At 70.3% G+C, this 17,424-nt stretch carries 20 protein-coding genes; 6 read left to right on the top strand and 14 right to left on the bottom strand.

Annotated features, from left to right (window positions below; translation table 11 throughout):
- Positions 1-54 precede the first annotated feature (54 nt).
- From dapD to ACWEBX_RS26025, 3 genes are all read right to left on the bottom strand, one after another.
- Positions 55-1,044, bottom strand: a complete 990-nt coding sequence (gene dapD, locus ACWEBX_RS26035; RefSeq protein ID WP_451887231.1) for a 2,3,4,5-tetrahydropyridine-2,6-dicarboxylate N-succinyltransferase — start codon at positions 1,042-1,044, stop codon at positions 55-57.
- A 73-nt stretch (positions 1,045-1,117) separates the two neighbouring features.
- On the bottom strand, positions 1,118-1,687 hold the full coding sequence (locus ACWEBX_RS26030) for a TetR/AcrR family transcriptional regulator (RefSeq protein WP_451887230.1): 570 nt from the start codon (positions 1,685-1,687) through the stop codon (positions 1,118-1,120).
- 34 nt (positions 1,688-1,721) lie between these two features.
- A complete protein-coding gene (locus ACWEBX_RS26025; RefSeq protein WP_384799374.1) occupies positions 1,722-2,042 on the bottom strand; it encodes a DMT family transporter in 321 nt (106 codons plus the stop codon).
- A 182-nt stretch (positions 2,043-2,224) separates the two neighbouring features.
- On the opposite strand from ACWEBX_RS26025, the gene ACWEBX_RS26020 reads away from it, so the two are divergent.
- Positions 2,225-3,352 (top strand): DUF7847 domain-containing protein, encoded by a 1,128-nt coding sequence (locus ACWEBX_RS26020; protein ID WP_451887229.1) that lies wholly within the window; start codon positions 2,225-2,227, stop codon positions 3,350-3,352.
- On the opposite strand, the gene ACWEBX_RS26015 is transcribed toward ACWEBX_RS26020, so the two are convergent.
- Positions 3,341-3,706 (bottom strand): VOC family protein, encoded by a 366-nt coding sequence (locus ACWEBX_RS26015; RefSeq protein WP_451887228.1) that lies wholly within the window; start codon positions 3,704-3,706, stop codon positions 3,341-3,343. The two genes, ACWEBX_RS26020 and ACWEBX_RS26015, sit on opposite strands and share 12 nt — an antisense overlap.
- A gap of 367 nt (positions 3,707-4,073) precedes the next feature.
- On the opposite strand from ACWEBX_RS26015, the gene ACWEBX_RS26010 reads away from it, so the two are divergent.
- Positions 4,074-5,030 carry an AbfB domain-containing protein gene (locus ACWEBX_RS26010; protein WP_451887227.1) on the top strand — a complete coding sequence of 319 codons (957 nt, stop codon included), beginning with the start codon at positions 4,074-4,076 and terminating at the stop codon, positions 5,028-5,030.
- A 117-nt stretch (positions 5,031-5,147) separates the two neighbouring features.
- Here ACWEBX_RS26010 and ACWEBX_RS26005 read toward each other — a convergent pair whose 3' ends face one another.
- The 8 genes from ACWEBX_RS26005 to ACWEBX_RS25970 all read right to left on the bottom strand — a co-directional run bounded on the left by ACWEBX_RS26005 (position 5,148) and on the right by ACWEBX_RS25970 (position 11,798).
- A complete protein-coding gene (locus tag ACWEBX_RS26005) occupies positions 5,148-5,468 on the bottom strand; it encodes a metal-sulfur cluster assembly factor (protein ID WP_384799424.1) in 321 nt (106 codons plus the stop codon).
- A gap of 92 nt (positions 5,469-5,560) precedes the next feature.
- Positions 5,561-6,025: a Fe-S cluster assembly sulfur transfer protein SufU gene (gene sufU, locus ACWEBX_RS26000; RefSeq protein ID WP_151470345.1), complete on the bottom strand. Its 465-nt coding sequence runs from the start codon at positions 6,023-6,025 to the stop codon at positions 5,561-5,563.
- 16 nt (positions 6,026-6,041) lie between these two features.
- On the bottom strand, positions 6,042-7,298 hold the full coding sequence (locus ACWEBX_RS25995) for a cysteine desulfurase (RefSeq protein WP_351873604.1): 1,257 nt from the start codon (positions 7,296-7,298) through the stop codon (positions 6,042-6,044).
- A complete protein-coding gene (gene sufC, locus ACWEBX_RS25990; protein ID WP_355990865.1) occupies positions 7,295-8,059 on the bottom strand; it encodes a Fe-S cluster assembly ATPase SufC in 765 nt (254 codons plus the stop codon). The genes ACWEBX_RS25995 and sufC overlap by 4 nt, the downstream gene beginning before the upstream one ends.
- Before the next feature lie 7 nt (positions 8,060-8,066).
- On the bottom strand, positions 8,067-8,390 hold the full coding sequence (locus ACWEBX_RS25985; protein ID WP_261703358.1) for a bifunctional 3-phenylpropionate/cinnamic acid dioxygenase ferredoxin subunit: 324 nt from the start codon (positions 8,388-8,390) through the stop codon (positions 8,067-8,069).
- Complete coding sequence (gene sufD / locus ACWEBX_RS25980) at positions 8,390-9,571, bottom strand: Fe-S cluster assembly protein SufD (protein ID WP_451887226.1); 1,182 nt, start codon at positions 9,569-9,571, stop codon at positions 8,390-8,392. Before sufD ends, ACWEBX_RS25985 begins: the two co-directional genes overlap by 1 nt.
- A 62-nt stretch (positions 9,572-9,633) precedes the next feature.
- Positions 9,634-11,058, bottom strand: a complete 1,425-nt coding sequence (gene sufB / locus ACWEBX_RS25975) for a Fe-S cluster assembly protein SufB (protein ID WP_451887225.1) — start codon at positions 11,056-11,058, stop codon at positions 9,634-9,636.
- Positions 11,055-11,798: a helix-turn-helix transcriptional regulator gene (locus ACWEBX_RS25970; protein ID WP_451887224.1), complete on the bottom strand. Its 744-nt coding sequence runs from the start codon at positions 11,796-11,798 to the stop codon at positions 11,055-11,057. The genes sufB and ACWEBX_RS25970 overlap by 4 nt, the downstream gene beginning before the upstream one ends.
- Positions 11,799-11,959: 161 nt before the next feature.
- Between ACWEBX_RS25970 and ACWEBX_RS25965 the strand changes: the two genes are divergently transcribed.
- The 4 genes from ACWEBX_RS25965 to ACWEBX_RS25950 all read left to right on the top strand — a co-directional run bounded on the left by ACWEBX_RS25965 (position 11,960) and on the right by ACWEBX_RS25950 (position 15,708).
- On the top strand, positions 11,960-12,802 hold the full coding sequence (locus ACWEBX_RS25965) for an aminoglycoside N(3)-acetyltransferase (protein WP_451887223.1): 843 nt from the start codon (positions 11,960-11,962) through the stop codon (positions 12,800-12,802).
- 11 nt (positions 12,803-12,813) lie between these two features.
- The gene (locus tag ACWEBX_RS25960) at positions 12,814-13,737 is read left to right on the top strand and encodes an ABC transporter ATP-binding protein (protein ID WP_451887222.1); all 924 of its coding nucleotides are present in this window, start codon (positions 12,814-12,816) and stop codon (positions 13,735-13,737) included.
- Positions 13,738-13,825: 88 nt separating this feature from the next.
- Positions 13,826-14,641, top strand: coding sequence for an ABC transporter permease (locus tag ACWEBX_RS25955; RefSeq protein WP_451887221.1), 816 nt, complete (start codon positions 13,826-13,828; stop codon positions 14,639-14,641).
- A 59-nt stretch (positions 14,642-14,700) separates the two neighbouring features.
- The gene (locus ACWEBX_RS25950) at positions 14,701-15,708 is read left to right on the top strand and encodes a COX15/CtaA family protein (protein ID WP_451887220.1); all 1,008 of its coding nucleotides are present in this window, start codon (positions 14,701-14,703) and stop codon (positions 15,706-15,708) included.
- Between the two features lie 70 nt (positions 15,709-15,778).
- On the opposite strand, the gene ACWEBX_RS25945 is transcribed toward ACWEBX_RS25950, so the two are convergent.
- Entirely contained in the window at positions 15,779-16,885 is a 1,107-nt protein-coding gene (locus tag ACWEBX_RS25945; protein WP_451887219.1) for an amidohydrolase family protein, read from the bottom strand.
- Positions 16,886-17,012: 127 nt separating this feature from the next.
- On the bottom strand, positions 17,013-17,369 hold the full coding sequence (locus ACWEBX_RS25940) for a hypothetical protein (protein WP_451887218.1): 357 nt from the start codon (positions 17,367-17,369) through the stop codon (positions 17,013-17,015).
- Positions 17,370-17,424: the final 55 nt, after the last annotated feature.

The raw sequence follows: 17,424 nt of genomic DNA, 5'->3' as shown, positions 1-17,424 counted from the left end.
CAGCAGGCCAGGAACTTCACTGATCCGGCGGCCACACGTCCCGGCCGCTCAGGGTCAGTTGTGGCTGTGCAGGATTTCGTTCAAGCCGCCCCAGACCGCGTTGTTCGGGCGGGCCTCGACCGTGCCGGTGACCGAGTTGCGGCGGAACAGGATGTTCGAAGCGCCGGACAGGTCACGGGCCTTGACGATCTCGCCGTCGGGCATCGTCACGCGCGTGCCGGCGGTGACGTACAGCCCGGCCTCGACCACGCACTCGTCGCCGAGAGCGATACCGACGCCCGCCTCCGCGCCGACGAGGCAGCGCTCGCCGATGGTGATGCGGACGTTGCCGCCGCCCGAGAGGGTGCCCATGGTGGACGCGCCGCCGCCGATGTCCGACCCGTCGCCGACGACGACACCGGCCGAGATGCGGCCCTCGACCATGGAGGTACCGAGCGTGCCCGCGTTGAAGTTCACGAAGCCCTCGTGCATGACGGTCGTGCCCTCGGCGAGGTGCGCGCCGAGGCGGACCCGGTCGGCGTCGGCGATGCGGACGCCCTTGGGCGCGACGTAGTCCGTCATGCGCGGGAACTTGTCGATGGAGGTCACCTGGAGGTGCAGGCCCGCGGCGCGCGCGTTCAGCCGGACCTTCTCGACGTCGTCGACGGCGACCGGGCCGAGCGAGGTCCAGGCGACGTTGGCGAGCAGCCCGAACAGGCCGTCCAGGTTCTGGCCGTGCGGCTTGACCAGGCGGTGCGAGAGGAGGTGCAGGCGCAGGTACGCGTCGTGCGCGTCGAGCGGCTTGTCGTCCAGCGAGGCGATGACCGTACGGACCGCGACCACCTCGACGCCCCGGCGGGCGTCCGGGCCGATGGCCTGCGCGGCTCCCTCGCCGAGCAGTTCCACGGCCCGCTCGGCGGACAGCCGCTCGGTGCCGGCCGGACCGGGCTCGGCGGACAGTTCGGGGGCGGGGAACCAGGTGTCGAGAACGGTGCCGTCGGCGGTGAGGGTGGCGAGCCCGGCGGCGACGGCGCCGGTGGTACGAGAAGCAGTCGTGTCGGTCATGGGTGCAACCTAACTTGACGGGGGCCGCGCGGGCGAACCGGTACGCGGGGCGTCTCGGTGAGCGGGCGTCCGGTCAGCGCCCCGGGCCCTCCCCGGCCCCCTCGCCGCTCCGCAGGACCCGCGTCAGCACCTCCCGCGCGTACCCCTCGTCGTACGACGTCCCCGTCAGCAGTACCTGGAGGCAGATCCCATCCAGCAGGGCGACGAGGGCCCGTGCGGTGACGGGGTCCGTGCGGTGGCTCAGGGGTTCGACGAGGCTGTCGATCCACTCGGCGGCCACCGGGCGCAGCGCGGGTCTGCGCAGGGCGGCGAGGTACAGCTCGTACTCCAGCTCGACGCCGGTGCGGTCGCCGGCCAGCCATTCGCCGATCAGTCCGGCGAGTTCGGCGGCCAGGTCCGCGCGGGTGTCCTCCAGGGTGCCGCGGGCGGCGAGCACCTTGGCGAAGCCCTCGTTCGCCTGGCGCAGGGCGGCGACCATGAGTTCGTCGAGGGTCTTGAAGTGGTACGTCGTGGAGCCGAGCGGCACATCGGCCTCGGCCGCGACGGAGCGGTGGCTGAGCCCGGCGAGGCCCTGGGCGCCGACGACGCGGATCGCCGCGTCGATGATCCGCTGCCGCCGCTCGGGGTCGTACCGTCGCGCCATCACAGCGCGCCGTCCGCCGCGCCCGCCCCGGCCATCAGTGCGCCCCGCCCAGGTTCAGCAGGACGACCCCGCCGATGATCAGCACGATCCCGCCGGCCTTGGCGGCCGTGAGCCCCTCGCCGAGGAACAGCGTGCCGATCACGGCGATGGCGGCGGTGCCGACGCCGGCCCAGATCGCGTACGCCGTGCCCACCGACACGGTCTTCAGGGTCTGCGCCAGCAGCGCGAAGGCGACGACGTATCCGAGGACGGTCACCAGGGACGGCCACAGCCTGCTGAAGCCCTCCGTGTACTTCATCGCGGTCGTCGCCCCGACCTCTGCCGCGATGGCACCGGCGAGCAGCACGTATCCCATGCGTACGACTGTACACATGAAACGCACCGGATGCGTACGGGTGTACGCATCCGGCGTCCGCCGCCCTACGTGTAGGGATCCTCGGATATGCCATGGGCGCCATGCGCCCCAGCGGATATCGTTCGCGATCACGAGGGGCCGGAGTCGAGCAGACTCCCCACAACACATGGAGCGCGAGGGTCATGTCGGACAGTTCTGGGTGGGGGCCGTCGGGGCCGTACTGGGGTGCTCCGGGCGGCTGGGGCTGGATGCCTCCGCCACCGCCCAAGCCGGGCGTGATCCCGCTGGCCCCGCTCGGCGTGGACCACATCCTCGGCGGCGCCTTCGGCACCATGCGCCGTTACGCGAAGCCGCTGTTCGGGCTCACCTTCGTGGGCGTCGTGGCCCTGGCGTCCCTGACCCTGGGCCTCGAATACGCGGCCTACCGCTCGACGAAGAGTCGGCTCGACCGCATGCTCGCGGCGCCCCGGTCCATCGACTGGACCGATCTGCGCACCGTCCTGATCGCGTTCGGCACCGTGTGGGTGGTGGGCATGGTGGTCTCGCTGGTGGCGAGTTCCTTCATCCAGGCCTCGTCCACGGCGACCCTGCACGACGCCGTGCTCGGGCGCCGGGCCCACGTCGGCGCGGTGTGGAAGCGTGCCTGGTCGCGCACTCCGTCCGTACTCGGGGTGACGCTGCTGCTGGGCCTGACCGTGGCGATACCGATGATCCTGCTGATCGTGCTGTTCGCGCTGATGGCGGCCGCGGCCGCGAGCGGTGATCCGTTCGCGTCGTTCGGTCTCGTCCTTCTGCTCCTGCTGGTCGCGGTGCCCCTGATGGTCTGGCTGTTCGTCCGGTTCAGCTTCGCCCCGGCCGCCGCCGTCCTGGAGGGGGCGTCCCCGGTGACGGCGATGCGCCGGTCGGCGCGACTGGTCCGCGGCGCGTGGTGGCGTACGTTCGGCATCCTGCTGCTGGGCGGCCTGATCACGTTCATCGTCTCCATCGTGATCAATGTGCCGTTCCAGTTCGCGATGCCGACCCCACAGCCGTACGACCTCTCGGCGGGAGAACCCGCGAGCTTGACCGAGATCTACGCGCGGATGCTGCCCGACATGGGGCGCTCCCTGGTGCTCTCGACGATCTCGGGCCTCTTCGTCCAGCTCTTCTCCCTGGTGTTCATGCCGCTGGTGAGCAGCCTGCTGTACATCGACCAGCGCATCCGGAGGGAAGGCCTGGCGGACGTGCTGGCACGCGCGGCCGCCGTCACGGATGCGCCCGGCGGGCCCGGGACGCCCGGCGCACCCGGGACTCCCGGGTCAGTCGAGTAGCGACGTCTTCGGTCGCAGCACGCAGAACTCGTTGCCCTCGGGGTCGGCGAGGACGGTCCAGGTGACGTCCTCGCCCTGCCCCACGTCGACCCGGCGCGCCCCGAGGGCGAGGATCCGCTCGACCTCGGCGGCCCGGTCGTCCGGCGTGAGATCGATGTGGAGCCGGTTCTTGACGGTCTTGCGCTCGCCGACGGGTACGAAGCAGATTCCCGGGAGCGCGTGCGCGTCGGAGCCGATGACGATCTCGTCGTCGTCCTCGAACAGCACGCGCCAGTCGAGGACTTGGCACCAGAAACGGGCGAGCGTCGGCAGGTCGTGGGTGTCGATGACCAGTTGGTACAAGGAGACAGCCATGAACGGCAGTCTCCCCCGGCGACGAAGGCACGGCCGGCAGGCACACCGGTGCCGACACCCCGGCCGGCCACCTCCCCGGCGGCCCCTCTCACGCAACCGGCCGGCGGCCCTCGCCCGAGCGCGTACCCGCCATGCCCAACTCCCCTGCCTCTGTGGGCGATTGCCCGAAAAGAGCCGCACGTAAATACCTGCACGGCCCCGGGAAACGACTGCTCAGTAGTCACCGGTTCCACTACTGTTTCACCAGCTGCACACCGAGTCTCCATGGCCGCCCCGCTCCGTGTGCCGCACCCTCCACACCCTCGCCTCCCCCTCCACACCCGCGTTTCGCCCCTCACGCGCTCGCCCTCCCCCTCTAGGAACGCGCATGCCTGAAGTGACGCCCGGATCCGGTCCCGACGGGTCCGTCCCCTCCAGGGAGATCGTGCCCTGGCGCCCCACCCCGCGCGGCACGCCCTACCCGGTGTCGGCCGACCTCGTGCCCGTGTCCCCGGCGCCCTGGGAGGCGGTCCGGGCGGGGGACGAGGAGAAGCTGCCGGGAGCGCGCCGGCTGTGGCTGGCCGCCGGGCTCGCGATGGCCGTCACCATCGCCGCCATAGCCGTGGTCTCCGTACAGGCGACGTCCTCCGACGCCTCGTCGAGCGGGGCGGAGAACAGGACCGCGTCCGACACGACGAACCCCTTCCTTCCCGGCGCCCCGGCCCCTGCGGAGACGACCACCGCCCCGGCGGGCAAGAACGCTCTGTCCTCGGCGGGGACTTCACGCTCCGCCTCACCGGACTCCGCGTCGCGCGACTCCGTGTCGCCGGGACCCTCGGACCAGGGTTCCGGAGGCTCACCCGGCACCGGAAGGACGCCCGGCGCGTCCGGCACCGCTTCCGCACCCCGCCCGGCCTCCGGGCTGACGTCCGTACAGGCGGTCAACTACCCGGACCGGTACTGGCATCTGAGCGACGGTCAGGTCCGTCTCGACCCGGTGGGATCGAGCAGCTCGGCCGCGACCCGGCGCGCCGCCAGCTTCAAGGTGGTTGCCGGGCTGGCGAAATCCTCCTGCTACTCCTTCGCCACCGTCGACGGCTCCTACCTGCGGCACCGCGACTTCGTCCTGCGCGCCGACCGCGACGACGGCTCCGGCCTCTTCCGGGAGGACGCCACGTTCTGTCCCCGGGCCTCCTCCCACTCGGGCGCCGTCATGCTGGAGGCGGTCAACTACCCGGGCCGTTTCCTGCGCCACCGCAACTTCCAGCTCGTCCTCGGGCGTTACGAGCGCGACAGGCTCTACGGGGAGGACTCGGCGTTCCGCCTGGTACGGGGCTTGGCCTGAGTCCGATGCCCGTGGGGCTGGGCCCAGCACCCCCACCAGCGAAACGCGACGGGGCGGCACCCGAAGGTGCCGCCCCGTGCGAGGTGCTCAGGAGCCGAGGCCCCGAAGCGAAGAGGCTCAGACGTTGAAGCCGAGCGCGCGAAGCTGCTCGCGGCCGTCGTCCGTGATCTTGTCCGGGCCCCACGGCGGCATCCAGACCCAGTTGATGCGCAGCTCGTTGACGAGGCCGTCCGTGGCGGACTTGGCCTGGTCCTCGATGACGTCGGTGAGCGGGCAGGCCGCGGACGTCAGGGTCATGTCGATCGTCGCGATGTTGGCGTCGTCGATGTGAATGCCGTAGATGAGACCGAGGTTGACGACGTCGATGCCCAGCTCGGGGTCGACGACATCGTAGAGCGCCTCACGGACCTCTTCCTCCGACGCGGGCTTCGCCGTCAGGCCGGTGCCCGGTGCCGCGGTGGTCCCGCCCTCCGCGACCACGGACTCGTCCGAGGTCACAGCGGTCTCGTCCGATGTCACAGTGTTCTCGCTCATGCCGTCTTCCTCTCGGCGCTCTCGCCCAGAGCCTGGGCCGTCGCGTCCTTCCACGCCATCCAGCTCAGGAGGGCGCACTTGACCCGGGCCGGGTACTTGGAGACACCGGCGAACGCGACCGCGTCCTCCAGCACCTCCTCCATCGCGTCGTCGGGCTCGATCCGGCCCTTGGACTGCATCAGCTCCAGGAAGGTCTCCTGAATCTTCTGCGCGTCGGACACGTCCTTGCCGACCAGGAGGTCGTTCAGTACGGAGGCCGAGGCCTGGCTGATCGAGCAGCCCTGACCCTCGTACGAGATGTCCTCGATCCGCTCGCCGTCGTACTTCACACGCAGGGTGATCTCGTCACCGCACGTGGGATTGACGTGGTGCACCTCGGCGTCGCCGTCCCGGAGACCGCGCCCGTGCGGGTGCTTGTAGTGGTCCAGGATGACTTCCTGGTACATCGAATCCAGCTTCACGTTCCCAGCCAGCCCCTCAGCCGAAGAAGTTCCGTACGTGCTCCAGGCCGTCGACCAGAGCGTCGATCTCGGACGGCGTGGAGTACAGATAGAACGACGCCCGCGTGGTCGCAGGAATTCCGTACCGCAGGCAGACCGGACGGGCGCAGTGATGGCCGACCCGGACCGCGATGCCCTGCTCGTCGAGAACCTGGCCCACGTCGTGCGGGTGGATGTCGCCCAGCGTGAACGAGATCGCCGCCCCGCGGTCCTCGGCCGTGGTGGGGCCGATGATCCTCAGGTCGGGGACCTCCGCGAGCCGCTTCACCGCGTACTCGGTGAGGGCGTGCTCGTGGGCGAGGATCTTGTCCATGCCGATCGCGGAGAGATAGTCGATCGCCGCGCCCAGACCGACCGCCTGCGCGATCGGCGGGGTGCCCGCCTCGAACTTGTGCGGCGCCGGCGCGTACGTCGACGAGTGCATCGACACGGTCTCGATCATCTCGCCGCCGCCGAGGAACGGCGGGAGGTCCTCCAGGAGTTCCTGGCGGCCCCAGAGGACGCCGATACCCGTCGGACCGCACATCTTGTGGCCGGTGAAGGCCACGAAGTCGGCCTGGAGGGCCTGCACGTCGAGCGGCATGTGCGGCGCGGCCTGCGACGCGTCGATCAGGACCAGGGCGCCGACCTCCTGGGCGCGGCGCACTATCGCCTCGACCGGGTTCACGGTGCCCAGGATGTTCGACACCAGCACGAAGGAGACGATCTTCGTCTTCTCCGTGATGATCTCGTCGATGTTCGACAGGTCGAGACGGCCGTCGTCGGTGAGGCCGAACCACTTCAGCTTCGCACCCGTGCGCTGCGACAGAAGCTGCCACGGAACGATGTTGGAGTGGTGCTCCATCTCCGTGATGACGATCTCGGTCTCGTGGTCCACGCGGTAGGGCTCGTCGGCCCAGCCGAGCATGTTGGCCACGAGGTTGAGCGACTCGGAGGCGTTCTTGGTGAAGATCACCTCGTCGCGGCTCGGCGCGTTGATGAACGCGGCGACCTTGTCGCGCGCGCCCTCGTACAGCGCCGTGGCCTCCTCGGCGAGCACATGCACACCGCGGTGGACGTTGGCGTTGTAGCGCTCGTAGTACTCGCTCAGGGCGTCCAGCACCTGGCGCGGCTTCTGCGAGGTCGCCGCGTTGTCCAGGTACACGATCTTCTTACCATCGTGGACCTGGCGGTCCAGGATGGGGAAGTCCTTGCGGATCGCCTCGGTGTCGAGGAGGCCCGGCAGCTGCGTCACGCGGATACGCCACCCTTCGCGTAGGACTCGTAGCCCTCGTTCTCCAGCTTGTCGGCGAGCTCCGCGCCGCCGGACTCGACGATGCGGCCGCCGGAGAAGACGTGGACGAAGTCGGGCTTGATGTAGCGCAGGATGCGCGTGTAGTGGGTGATGAGCAGGGTGCCCACCTCACCGGTCTCGCGGACGCGGTTGACGCCCTCGGAGACGACGCGCAGGGCGTCGACGTCCAGGCCGGAGTCGGTCTCGTCGAGGATCGCGATCTTCGGCTTGAGCAGTTCGAGCTGAAGGATCTCGTGGCGCTTCTTCTCACCGCCGGAGAAGCCCTCGTTGACGTTGCGCTCGGCGAAGGAGGGGTCCATGGAGAGGCGCTCCATGGTCTCCTTGACCTCCTTCACCCACAGGCGCAGCTTGGGGGCCTCGCCGCGGACGGCGGTGGCGGAGGTGCGCAGGAAGTTGGAGACCGAGACGCCGGGGATCTCGACCGGGTACTGCATCGCCAGGAACAGGCCCGCGCGGGCGCGCTCGTCGACGGACATCTCCAGGACGTCCTCGCCGTCGAGGGTGACGGTGCCGCCGGTGATCGTGTACTTCGGGTGGCCCGCGAGCGAGTAGGCGAGGGTCGACTTGCCGGAGCCGTTGGGGCCCATGATGGCGTGCGTCTCGCCCTGCTTCACGGTCAGGTCGACGCCCTTGAGGATCTCCTTCGTGGCGTTGTCGGCCTCGACGGTGACGTGCAGGTCGTGGATTTCAAGCGTTGCCATGGGTGCCTCAGGACTCCTGGTTGAGGGAGACGAGCACGTCGTCCCCTTCGATCTGAACGGGGTATACGGGGACGGGGCGCGTCGCGGGAAGGCCGGACGGCTTGCCGGTGCGGAGGTCGAACGCGGAGCCGTGCAGCCAGCATTCGATCTGGCAGTCCTCCACCTCGCCCTCGGAGAGCGAGACGTTCGCGTGCGAGCAGATGTCGTTGATCGCGAACACCTCCCCCTCGGTCTTCACGACCGAGACCGGCGTGCCGTCGAGCTCCACCCGCTTCGGGGTGTTCTCCTCCAGCTCGCTCAGCCCACAGACGCGCACGAAGGTGCCGGGCATCAGAGCGACGCCTCCAGCTCCTCGTCGATCTTCACGAGAAGGCGCTCTTCGATGTCGTCGACGCCGATCTGCTGGACCAGTTCGGCGAAGAAGCCGCGGACCACCAGACGGCGGGCCTCGTCGGCGGGGATGCCGCGGGCCATCAGGTAGAAGAGCTGCTCGTCGTCGAAGCGGCCGGTCGCGGAGGCGTGGCCGGCGCCGACGATCTCACCGGTCTCGATCTCCAGGTTCGGCACGGAGTCGACGCGGGCACCGTCGGTCAGAACCAGGTTGCGGTTCATCTCGTAGGTGTCCGTGCCCTCGGCCTTGGCCTCGATGAGGACATCGCCGATCCAGACCGCGTGCGCCCCCTCGCCCTGCAGCGCGCCCTTGTACATGACGTTGGACTTGCAGTGCGGGGTGTTGTGGTCGACCAGGAGGCGGTGCTCCTGGTGCTGGCCGGCGTCCGTGAAGTACAGGCCGAAGAGCTCGGCCTCGCCGCCGGTGCCCGCGTAGGCGATACGCGGGTGGAGGCGTACGAGGTCGCCGCCGAAGGTGACCACGAACGACTTGAAGGTGGCGTCGCGGCCGATCAGCGCGTTGTGCTGGCCGACGTGGACCGCCGTGTCGTCCCAGTCCTGTACGGAGACGACGGTCAGCTTGGCGCCGTCGCCGAGGACGTAGTCGACGTTGGCGGCGAGCACCGCGTCACCGGTGTGGTCGATGACGACGACTGCCTCGGCGAAGGCTCCCAGTTCGATGACCTGGTGGCCGTAGGCGACCCCGCCCTCGCCGTGCACGGCGATCCGGACCGGCTCGGTGAGCACCGTCTCCTTGGGGACGGTGATGACACCGGCCTTCTCGAACGCCGAGTAGGCCTGGGCGGCGACACGGTCCACCGGGGTGCCGGCCCTGCCGATCCGCGCGTCGTCGCGGGCGACCGTCTCGACGGAGACGCCCTCGGGGGCCTGCACGTCGATCCGTACGCCTTCGCCGGTCGCGACGGCGGTGCCGTCGTGCAGCCCGCGCAGGCGCTCCAGCGGGGTGAACCGCCACTCCTCCTCGCGGCCGTGGGGGACCGGGAAGTCCGCCACGTCGAAGGAGGGGGGCGCGCTCATGCGCGTGGCGACGGTCGACTCGGCGGCCACCGCGATCTGGCCGGCGGTCGTGCTGCCCACCGGGATAATCTGAGCCTCAGCCATGGCTGTCGGTCTGCTCTCTTCCTACGTCAGAATTCGCTAGCTGCTGGTGCGGAGGGCGGGTGTCAGCCGACCGCGCCTTCCATCTGCAGCTCGATCAGCCGGTTGAGCTCAAGGGCGTACTCCATGGGCAGCTCCTTGGCGATCGGCTCGACGAAGCCGCGCACGATCATGGCCATCGCCTCGAACTCGGTCAGACCGCGGCTCATCAGGTAGAAGAGCTGGTCCTCGGAGACCTTGGAGACGGTCGCCTCGTGGCCCATGGACACGTCGTCCTCGCGGACGTCCACGTACGGGTACGTGTCCGAGCGGGAGATGGTGTCGACGAGCAGCGCGTCGCACAGGACGTTCGACTTGGAGCCGTGGGCGCCCTCGCCGATCTCGACGAGACCGCGGTAGGACGTACGGCCGCCGCCGCGCGCCACCGACTTCGACACGATGTTCGAGGAGGTGTTCGGCGCCATGTGGACCATCTTGGAGCCGGCGTCCTGGTGCTGGCCCTCGCCCGCGAAGGCGATGGACAGGGTCTCGCCCTTGGCGTGCTCGCCCATCAGGTAGACGGCCGGGTACTTCATGGTGACCTTGGAGCCGATGTTGCCGTCGATCCACTCCATGGTCGCGCCCTCGTACGCCACGGCGCGCTTGGTGACCAGGTTGTAGACGTTGTTCGACCAGTTCTGGATGGTCGTGTAACGGCAGCGGGCGCCCTTCTTCACGATGATCTCGACGACCGCGGAGTGCAGGGAGTCCGACTTGTAGATCGGCGCCGTGCAGCCCTCGACGTAGTGGACGTAGGCGTCCTCGTCGACGATGATCAGCGTCCGCTCGAACTGGCCCATGTTCTCCGTGTTGATACGGAAGTAGGCCTGGAGCGGGATCTCGACCTGCACACCCTTCGGCACGTAGATGAAGGAGCCGCCGGACCACACCGCGGTGTTCAGCGACGCGAACTTGTTGTCGCCGACCGGGATGACCGTGCCGAAGTACTCCTTGAAGAGCTCCGGGTGCTCCTTGAGAGCGGTGTCGGTGTCCAGGAAGATGACGCCCTGCTCCTCCAGGTCCTCGCGGATCTGGTGGTAGACGACCTCGGACTCGTACTGCGCGGCGACACCGGCGACGAGGCGCTGCTTCTCCGCCTCGGGGATGCCGAGCTTGTCGTACGTGTTCTTGATGTCCTCGGGCAGGTCCTCCCAGGACTCCGCCTGCTTCTCCGTGGAACGCACGAAGTACTTGATGTTGTCGAAGTCGATACCCGACAGGTCGGAACCCCAGTTGGGCATGGGCTTCTTCTCGAAGAGGCGCAGGCCCTTGAGACGGAGCTTGGTCATCCACTCCGGCTCGTTCTTCTTCGCGGAGATGTCGCGGACGACGCCCTCGTTGATGCCGCGCTTGGCGGAGGCACCGGCCACGTCGGAGTCGGCCCAGCCGTATTCGTACGTGCCCAGACCCTCGAGCTCAGGGTGGGCGGTCTCCTCGATGGGGAGCGTCATGCGGGGTTCCTCCCGGCGGTACTTGCGGATGCGTTATGAGTGTCGTGCGAAATCTTGGGGATGAACGTCGTGCACACCCCGTCGCCGTGGGCGATGGTGGCCAGTCGCTGGACATGCGTGCCGAGAAGCTGGGAGAAGAACTCCGTCTCCGCCTCGCAGAGCTGCGGGAACCGCTCGGCGACATGCGCGACCGGACAGTGGTGCTGGCAGAGCTGCTCGCCGACCGGTGCGCTGCGCGCCGTGGCAGCGTACCCGTCCGCGCTGAGGGCCTTCGCCAGGGCTTCCGTGCGTTCCTCGGGGGTCGCGGCCTCGACGGCCTCGCGGTACGCCCCGGCCTGCTCGGCGATCCGGGCGCGGGCGAAGGAGAGGATCGCCTCGTCCCCGCCCTCGCGCTCGGCGATCCAGCGCAGGGCGTCCTCGGCGAGCTTGTCGTAGGACTGGTCGAAGGCGTCCCGGCCGCAGTCGGTCAGGGCGAACACCTTGGCGGGGCGACCGCGCGTACGCGCTCCGTAGACCCGCTGTTCACGTGCTTCCACGACGTCGTCGGCGACCAGCGCGTCCAGATGACGGCGCACGGCGGCATGGGTCAGGCCCAGTCGGCCCGCCAGGTCGGCGACGGTCGACGGGCCGTGGTCCAGGATGGACCGCACGACCCGGTTGCGCGTCGAGCGCTCACCGGTCGCGAGTTCCTCCTGCGGGGCCCCCGTGGGGGTCTCCCGAGCCTCGCCAACGTTTTTCACAACACCATTGTTGCGTAATTCCTCAGGGCCTGACAAGCCGCGCCCTCCGGAGCGGGCGGTGCGCTGCATCACTTAGGTATACCTAAGGTGACCTGGGCAAACGATCTTTGATCGATCAATTCGGTGGCGTGCGGACCGTCTCTCGGGGAGACTCCGGGACCATGCCGACACCCCCTCCGACCGGCCCTCTCGTCACGCGGGACACCCTTGCCGCGGACCTGCGCGCACTCGGCGTACGACCAGGGGAAACGCTCCTCGCGCACTCCTCGCTCTGCGCCCTCGGCTGGGTGAACGGCGGCCCCGTCGCCGTCGTGCGGGGTCTGCTCGACGCGCTCGGCCCGGACGGCACCCTGGTGGTCCCGACGCAGTCCGGTGACCTCTCCGACCCGGCGCTGTGGAGCCGCCCGCCGGTTCCCGAGGAATGGTGGCCGACCATCCGGGCGACCATGCCCGCCTACGACCCTCTCGTGACCCCCTCCCGCGGGGTCGGCGTGATACCCGAGACCGTCCGCAACTGGCCCGGCGCCCTGCGCAGCGCGCACCCGGAGACCTCGTTCGCGGCGGTGGGCCCGGGCGCGGCGGCGGTCGTCGGCGGGCACGCGACCGACTGCCGGCTCGGCGAGCACAGCCCGCTGGCCCGGCTGGAGGCCGGCGGTGCCCGCGTCCTGCTGCTCGGCGCGGGCTACGACGCGTGCACCAGCTTCCACCTGGCGGAATACCGCATTCCCTCGCCCGTCGTGGAGATCGGCCGGCCCTCCCCCGCGGGCTGTGAGACGGTGCGGGAGGTGTCGATCACCTCCGAGATGTTCGAGGAGCTGGGCGCGGACTTCGAGCGGGACCGTCCCGTCGTACGGGGGACCGTGGGCGCGGCCGGGGCGCGGCTCTTCCCGGTGGCCGACGCGGTGGCGTACGCGGAGCGGTGGCTGCCGTTGCACCGGCCGCGGGACCTGGCCGTGGAGACCGCCGCCGCCCCCGGCGGTTCCGGGCCGCTGCGACGTCCTTAGACTTGCTCCTCATGCGAAGCGAGCCCGTGGTCCAGGTCCAGGCCCTGGTGAAGCGGTACGGAACGAAGACCGCGGTGGACGGCCTCGACCTGGTGGCCGCGGCGGGCATCACCGCCGTACTCGGACCCAACGGTGCCGGCAAGACGACCACGGTCGAGACCTGCGAGGGATACCGGAGGCCGGACTCCGGCACGGTGCGCGTCCTGGGCCTCGACCCGGCGAGACAGTCCGGCGAGCTGCACACCCGCATCGGCGTGATGCTCCAGTCCGGCGGCGTCTACTCGGGCGCCCACGCGGACGAGATGCTCCGCCATGTCGCGAAACTGCACGCCCACCCCCTGGACGTGGACGCCCTCATCGAGCGGCTCGGTCTGGAGGGCTGCGGCCGCACGACGTACCGGCGGCTGTCGGGCGGCCAGCAGCAGCGCCTCGCGCTCGCCATGGCGGTCGTCGGGCGCCCCGAGCTGGTCTTCCTGGACGAGCCGACCGCCGGCCTCGACCCGCAGGCCCGCCACGCGACCTGGGACCTGGTCCGCGACCTGCGCTCCGACGGTGTCTCGGTGATCCTCACCACGCACCACATGGACGAGGCCGAGCAGCTCGCCGACGACGTCGCGATCATCGACGCGGGCCGGGTCGTCGCCCAGGGCTCCCCCGACGAGCTGTGCCGCGGGGGCGCCGAGAACACCCTGCGCTTCAGCGGCCGCCCGGGCCTCGACGTGGCCTCCCTGCTGAAGGCCCTGCCCGCGGACTGCACCGCGGCCGAGCTGACGCCCGGGGCCTACCGGATCGGCGGCAAGGTCGATCCGCAACTGCTGGCGACCGTGACGTCCTGGTGCGCCCAGCACGGCGTGATGCCGGAGAAGATCTCGGTCGAACGCCACACCCTGGAAGACGTTTTTCTGGAGCTGACCGGCAAGGAGCTGCGCTCATGAACCAAGCTCGACCGGAGCCCGGCCGGGGGTCCGGGGGTTGTCCCCCGGAAAAGCACAGCCTGGAAATCACCGGCAAGGAGCTGCGTTCATGAGCCAGGCACAGCTTGGAGCCGACCGGCGGGGGGCCGCTTCCGTGACCGCCGCCGGCACGTACAGCCCGCGGCCCGGCGCCGCCCCGTTGCGGCGCATGATCGGCGCGCAGGCGGCGCTGGAGACCCGGATGCTGCTGCGCAACGGCGAGCAGCTCCTCCTCACGGTCGTGATCCCGACGCTGCTGCTGGTCCTGTTCAGCTCGGCCGACATCATCGACACGGGTCCGGGCAAGGCGGTCGACTTCCTGGCGCCGGGCATCCTGGCGCTGGCCGTGATGTCGACGGCGTTCACCGGCCAGGCCATCGCCACGGGCTTCGAGCGCCGCTACGGCGTCCTGAAGCGGCTGGCGGCCTCCCCGCTCCCCCGCTGGGGGCTGATGACCGCGAAGACGATGTCGGTCCTGGTCACCGAAATCCTTCAGGTGATCCTGCTCACCGCCATCGCGTTCGCGCTGGGCTGGTCGCCGCACGGCAACCCGTTCGCCGTGCTGCTCCTGCTGGTCCTCGGCACGGCCGCCTTCTCCGGGCTCGGGCTGCTCATGGCGGGCACACTCAAGGCCGAGGCGACGCTGGCCGCCGCCAACCTCGTCTTCCTGCTGCTGCTGGTCGGCGGCGGGGTGATCGTGCCGATGGACAAGTTCCCCGCGGGCGTCCAGGACGTGCTCGGCCTGCTGCCCATCACGGCGCTCTCGGACGGGCTGCGCGCGGTGCTCCAGCACGGCGCGCAGATGCCCTGGGGCGACCTGGGGATCCTGGCGGTCTGGGCGGTCGTGGGCCTCGGCGCGGCCGGCCGGTTCTTCCGCTGGGATTGACGGAATCGTCCCGCCCAGGGGCCGACCCTCGTGAAAGCGTGCACAAGCGGGCCCCTACGATGGTGCGCGTGCAGAACCTGACCCGAGCCGACGCCCTCAGCGTGGTGCGCAACCCGCTCGCCTTCATCGCCGAACGCTGGACCCCGACCTCCCGGACGGTGCGGCGCGCGGCTCTCTCCGCGCTCGTCATGGCGGTCGTGATCGTGGTCACCGGCGGTGCCGTGCGGCTCACCGGCTCCGGCCTCGGCTGCCCGACCTGGCCCAAGTGCACCGACGACTCGCTCACCGCGACGAGCGCGATGGGCTTCCACGGCGCCATCGAGTTCGGCAACCGCATGCTGACGTACGTGCTGTGCGCCGCCGTCGGATGGGCGATCATCGCGGCGCGCTCGCAGAAGCCGTGGCGGCGCGGCCTCACCCGGCTCGGCTGGGCCCAGTTCTGGATCGTCATGAGCAACGCGATCCTCGGCGGGATCGTCGTCCTGGTCGGCCTCAACCCGTACACGGTCGCCGCCCACTTCCTGCTCTCCACGGCGCTCATCACCGTCGCCGCGCTCATGTGGCAGCGCACCCGCGAGGGTGACGCGGCGCCGCGTCCCCTGGTCGGCAAGTCGGTGCAGCAGCTCGTGTGGTTCCTGGTCGCCGCCTCGGTCCTGCTGATCGCGGTCGGCACGGTCGTCACCGGCGCGGGACCTCATGCGGGTGATTCGAGCGAGGTCGAGCGCATCCCGGTCACCTGGGAGAACATCGCCAAGCTGCACGCCGTGCTGGCCTGGATCGTCGTCACGCTGACCTTCGCCCTCTGGTTCGTCCTGAAGGCGGTGGACGCCCCCCAGGGCCCCCTGCGGCGCACCCGCGACCTGTTCCTGATCCTGCTGTCCCAGGGCGTCCTCGGCTACGTCCAGTACTTCACGGACCTGCCCGAGGCCCTGGTCGCCCTGCACATGCTCGGCTCCTGCCTGGTGTGGATCGGGGTGGTCCGGGTGCTGCTGTCCCTGCGCGAACGCCCGGAGGCCGTGACGGATCTGCCGGGTCCCGCGACCACGTCGGCCCTCACCCGCGCGTAACCCGTACGGGGATCGCCTTCAGCGCGCGGCCTCTCCCGGGAGGCACCGCATGCGCCGGGCACGCCCGCGCTCAGTCCAGCCCGTACACCCGCCGGGCGTTGCCCGCCGCGATCAGGGCCGCGACGCGCTGGGCGTCGGCCAGTGACCAGGCCCCTTCGGCGACCCAGTTGCCGAGCACCCGTGCCAGCGCCTCGCGGAAGAGGTGTGCTCCGATCACATGGAGTTCGGGAAGCCCCTGCGCTCCGCTGGAGAAGAGGAGCTTGCCGAAGGGGGCCAGCTCCAGGATCTCGGCGAGGACGGCGGCCGACCGGGCGCCGGTGCGCACCAGGGCGGCGCCCAGGTCGGCGTAGACGTGCGGGAAGACCCCCGCGAGGTGGGCCGCGTGCCGCTGGTACGGATAGCCGTGCAGCAGGACCAGGTCGGTGCCGAGGCCGGCCGTGGCGCGGGCGAAGTCGGTGAGCAGCACGGGGTCGCTGCGGTCGATGCGCTGTCCGGGGTCGCCGAGCCCCGCGTGCAGTTGCAGCGGCAGGCCCGAGGCGACCGCGATCCACAGCAGATGGCGGAGCAGGACGGGGTCGGTGAGCATGCCCCCCACCCGGCGGCCGGCGAGCCAGCGGCCCGCCGCGCCCCGTACCTCACCGGGTCCGGGCGGTTCGGGCGCGAGGGCCAGACCGTGCCGCACGCCCGCCACGGAGGTGAAGGCCACGGCGGTCGCGGCGGCCCCGTGGATGGATTCGGCGAGATTGGCGAGAAAGGCCTCGACGGTTCCCGAGGTGTCGGCGACCTGTTCGGCGAGGAGCTCCAGACGGACGATCTCGTGTGCCCTGGCGGCTCCCGTGGAGGCCATCTCGCCCGGCCCGGTCAGATCGCCGGGCAGCCCGGTGTCGACGAGATACGTGGTGATGCCGCTGCCGCGCAGCAGTCTCCGGCCCGTTTCCAGGACACCGAGCTCGCGGCGCCGGGCCAGATAGCGGGCGGGCGTGCAGTGCGGTTCGAGTCCGAGCAGGGGCGGGCACCAGCGTCGTACGGCGAAGCCGGTCTGGGTGTCGAAGAAGGTGGTGCCCGCGGCCGGCGGCCCCTCGGTCCTGGCGAGGTGGGCCTCGAACGTGCCGAGGCCCAGCTCCGTCCGCAGTACGCCGTGGCAGTACTGGTCCACCAGGGACGGCGTTTCGATCATCCGGACTCCCCGCGAATGGACCGTGGCTTTTCAGGTCCTAACGGCTGAGCCGGGTGTCAGGTGATGGTCGCGCACACCCCGTGCGAACAGCCGACGATTGTCGGCCGTCCGTGCGACGGGTGACGTGTCAGTCGTTGGCCCGGCCGCCGAGCTGGATGCCGGCCATGCGCTTCCACTCGTACGGACCCGTCTTGACCTTGGCCGCGAACTCGCCGTCGAACGCCTCGTGGACGGTGACGCCGGCCTTCTCCACGGCCTTCTCGGCGATCTCGTAGCTCGTCGCCACGAGGTCGCCCCAGCCGCCGTCCTCGCCGACGAGGACGATGCGGGCGCCGCGCTCTCCGATGTACGCGACCTGGGCCTCGACCTCGCCGTGCGCCTTGGAGAAGGCGGTGATGCGCTGCGCGAGCTTCGCGGCGGCGCGTTCGGCCTTGGGGTCCTGGACGGTGCCGGGGGTCTCGTCGATCTGCTGGATGTCTGCCATGGCCAGGATGCTACCGACGGGTAGATCGAACGGCGACGGGAGGGGTGCGTGGCCT

Source organism: Streptomyces sp. NPDC005070, assembly GCF_053600395.1.
Note: the sequence above shows the minus strand (reverse complement) of the source record. Positions and strands in the feature narration are given on the sequence as shown.

Excerpts from the sequence above, each read along its gene's own strand:
- dapD (WP_451887231.1), bottom strand. The coding sequence starts at position 1,044 with ATGACCGACACGACTGCTTCTCGTACCACCGGCGCCGTCGCCGCCGGG.
- ACWEBX_RS26030 (WP_451887230.1), bottom strand. The coding sequence starts at position 1,687 with ATGGCGCGACGGTACGACCCCGAGCGGCGGCAGCGGATCATCGACGCG.
- ACWEBX_RS26025 (WP_384799374.1), bottom strand. The coding sequence starts at position 2,042 with ATGGGATACGTGCTGCTCGCCGGTGCCATCGCGGCAGAGGTCGGGGCG.
- ACWEBX_RS26020 (WP_451887229.1), top strand. The coding sequence starts at position 2,225 with ATGTCGGACAGTTCTGGGTGGGGGCCGTCGGGGCCGTACTGGGGTGCT.
- ACWEBX_RS26015 (WP_451887228.1), bottom strand. The coding sequence starts at position 3,706 with ATGGCTGTCTCCTTGTACCAACTGGTCATCGACACCCACGACCTGCCG.
- ACWEBX_RS26010 (WP_451887227.1), top strand. The coding sequence starts at position 4,074 with ATGCCTGAAGTGACGCCCGGATCCGGTCCCGACGGGTCCGTCCCCTCC.
- sufC (WP_355990865.1), bottom strand. The coding sequence starts at position 8,059 with ATGGCAACGCTTGAAATCCACGACCTGCACGTCACCGTCGAGGCCGAC.
- ACWEBX_RS25985 (WP_261703358.1), bottom strand. The coding sequence starts at position 8,390 with ATGCCCGGCACCTTCGTGCGCGTCTGTGGGCTGAGCGAGCTGGAGGAG.
- sufD (WP_451887226.1), bottom strand. The coding sequence starts at position 9,571 with ATGGCTGAGGCTCAGATTATCCCGGTGGGCAGCACGACCGCCGGCCAG.
- sufB (WP_451887225.1), bottom strand. The coding sequence starts at position 11,058 with ATGACGCTCCCCATCGAGGAGACCGCCCACCCTGAGCTCGAGGGTCTG.
- ACWEBX_RS25965 (WP_451887223.1), top strand. The coding sequence starts at position 11,960 with ATGCCGACACCCCCTCCGACCGGCCCTCTCGTCACGCGGGACACCCTT.
- ACWEBX_RS25960 (WP_451887222.1), top strand. The coding sequence starts at position 12,814 with ATGCGAAGCGAGCCCGTGGTCCAGGTCCAGGCCCTGGTGAAGCGGTAC.
- ACWEBX_RS25955 (WP_451887221.1), top strand. The coding sequence starts at position 13,826 with ATGAGCCAGGCACAGCTTGGAGCCGACCGGCGGGGGGCCGCTTCCGTG.
- ACWEBX_RS25950 (WP_451887220.1), top strand. The coding sequence starts at position 14,701 with ATGGTGCGCGTGCAGAACCTGACCCGAGCCGACGCCCTCAGCGTGGTG.
- ACWEBX_RS25945 (WP_451887219.1), bottom strand. The coding sequence starts at position 16,885 with ATGATCGAAACGCCGTCCCTGGTGGACCAGTACTGCCACGGCGTACTG.
- ACWEBX_RS25940 (WP_451887218.1), bottom strand. The coding sequence starts at position 17,369 with ATGGCAGACATCCAGCAGATCGACGAGACCCCCGGCACCGTCCAGGAC.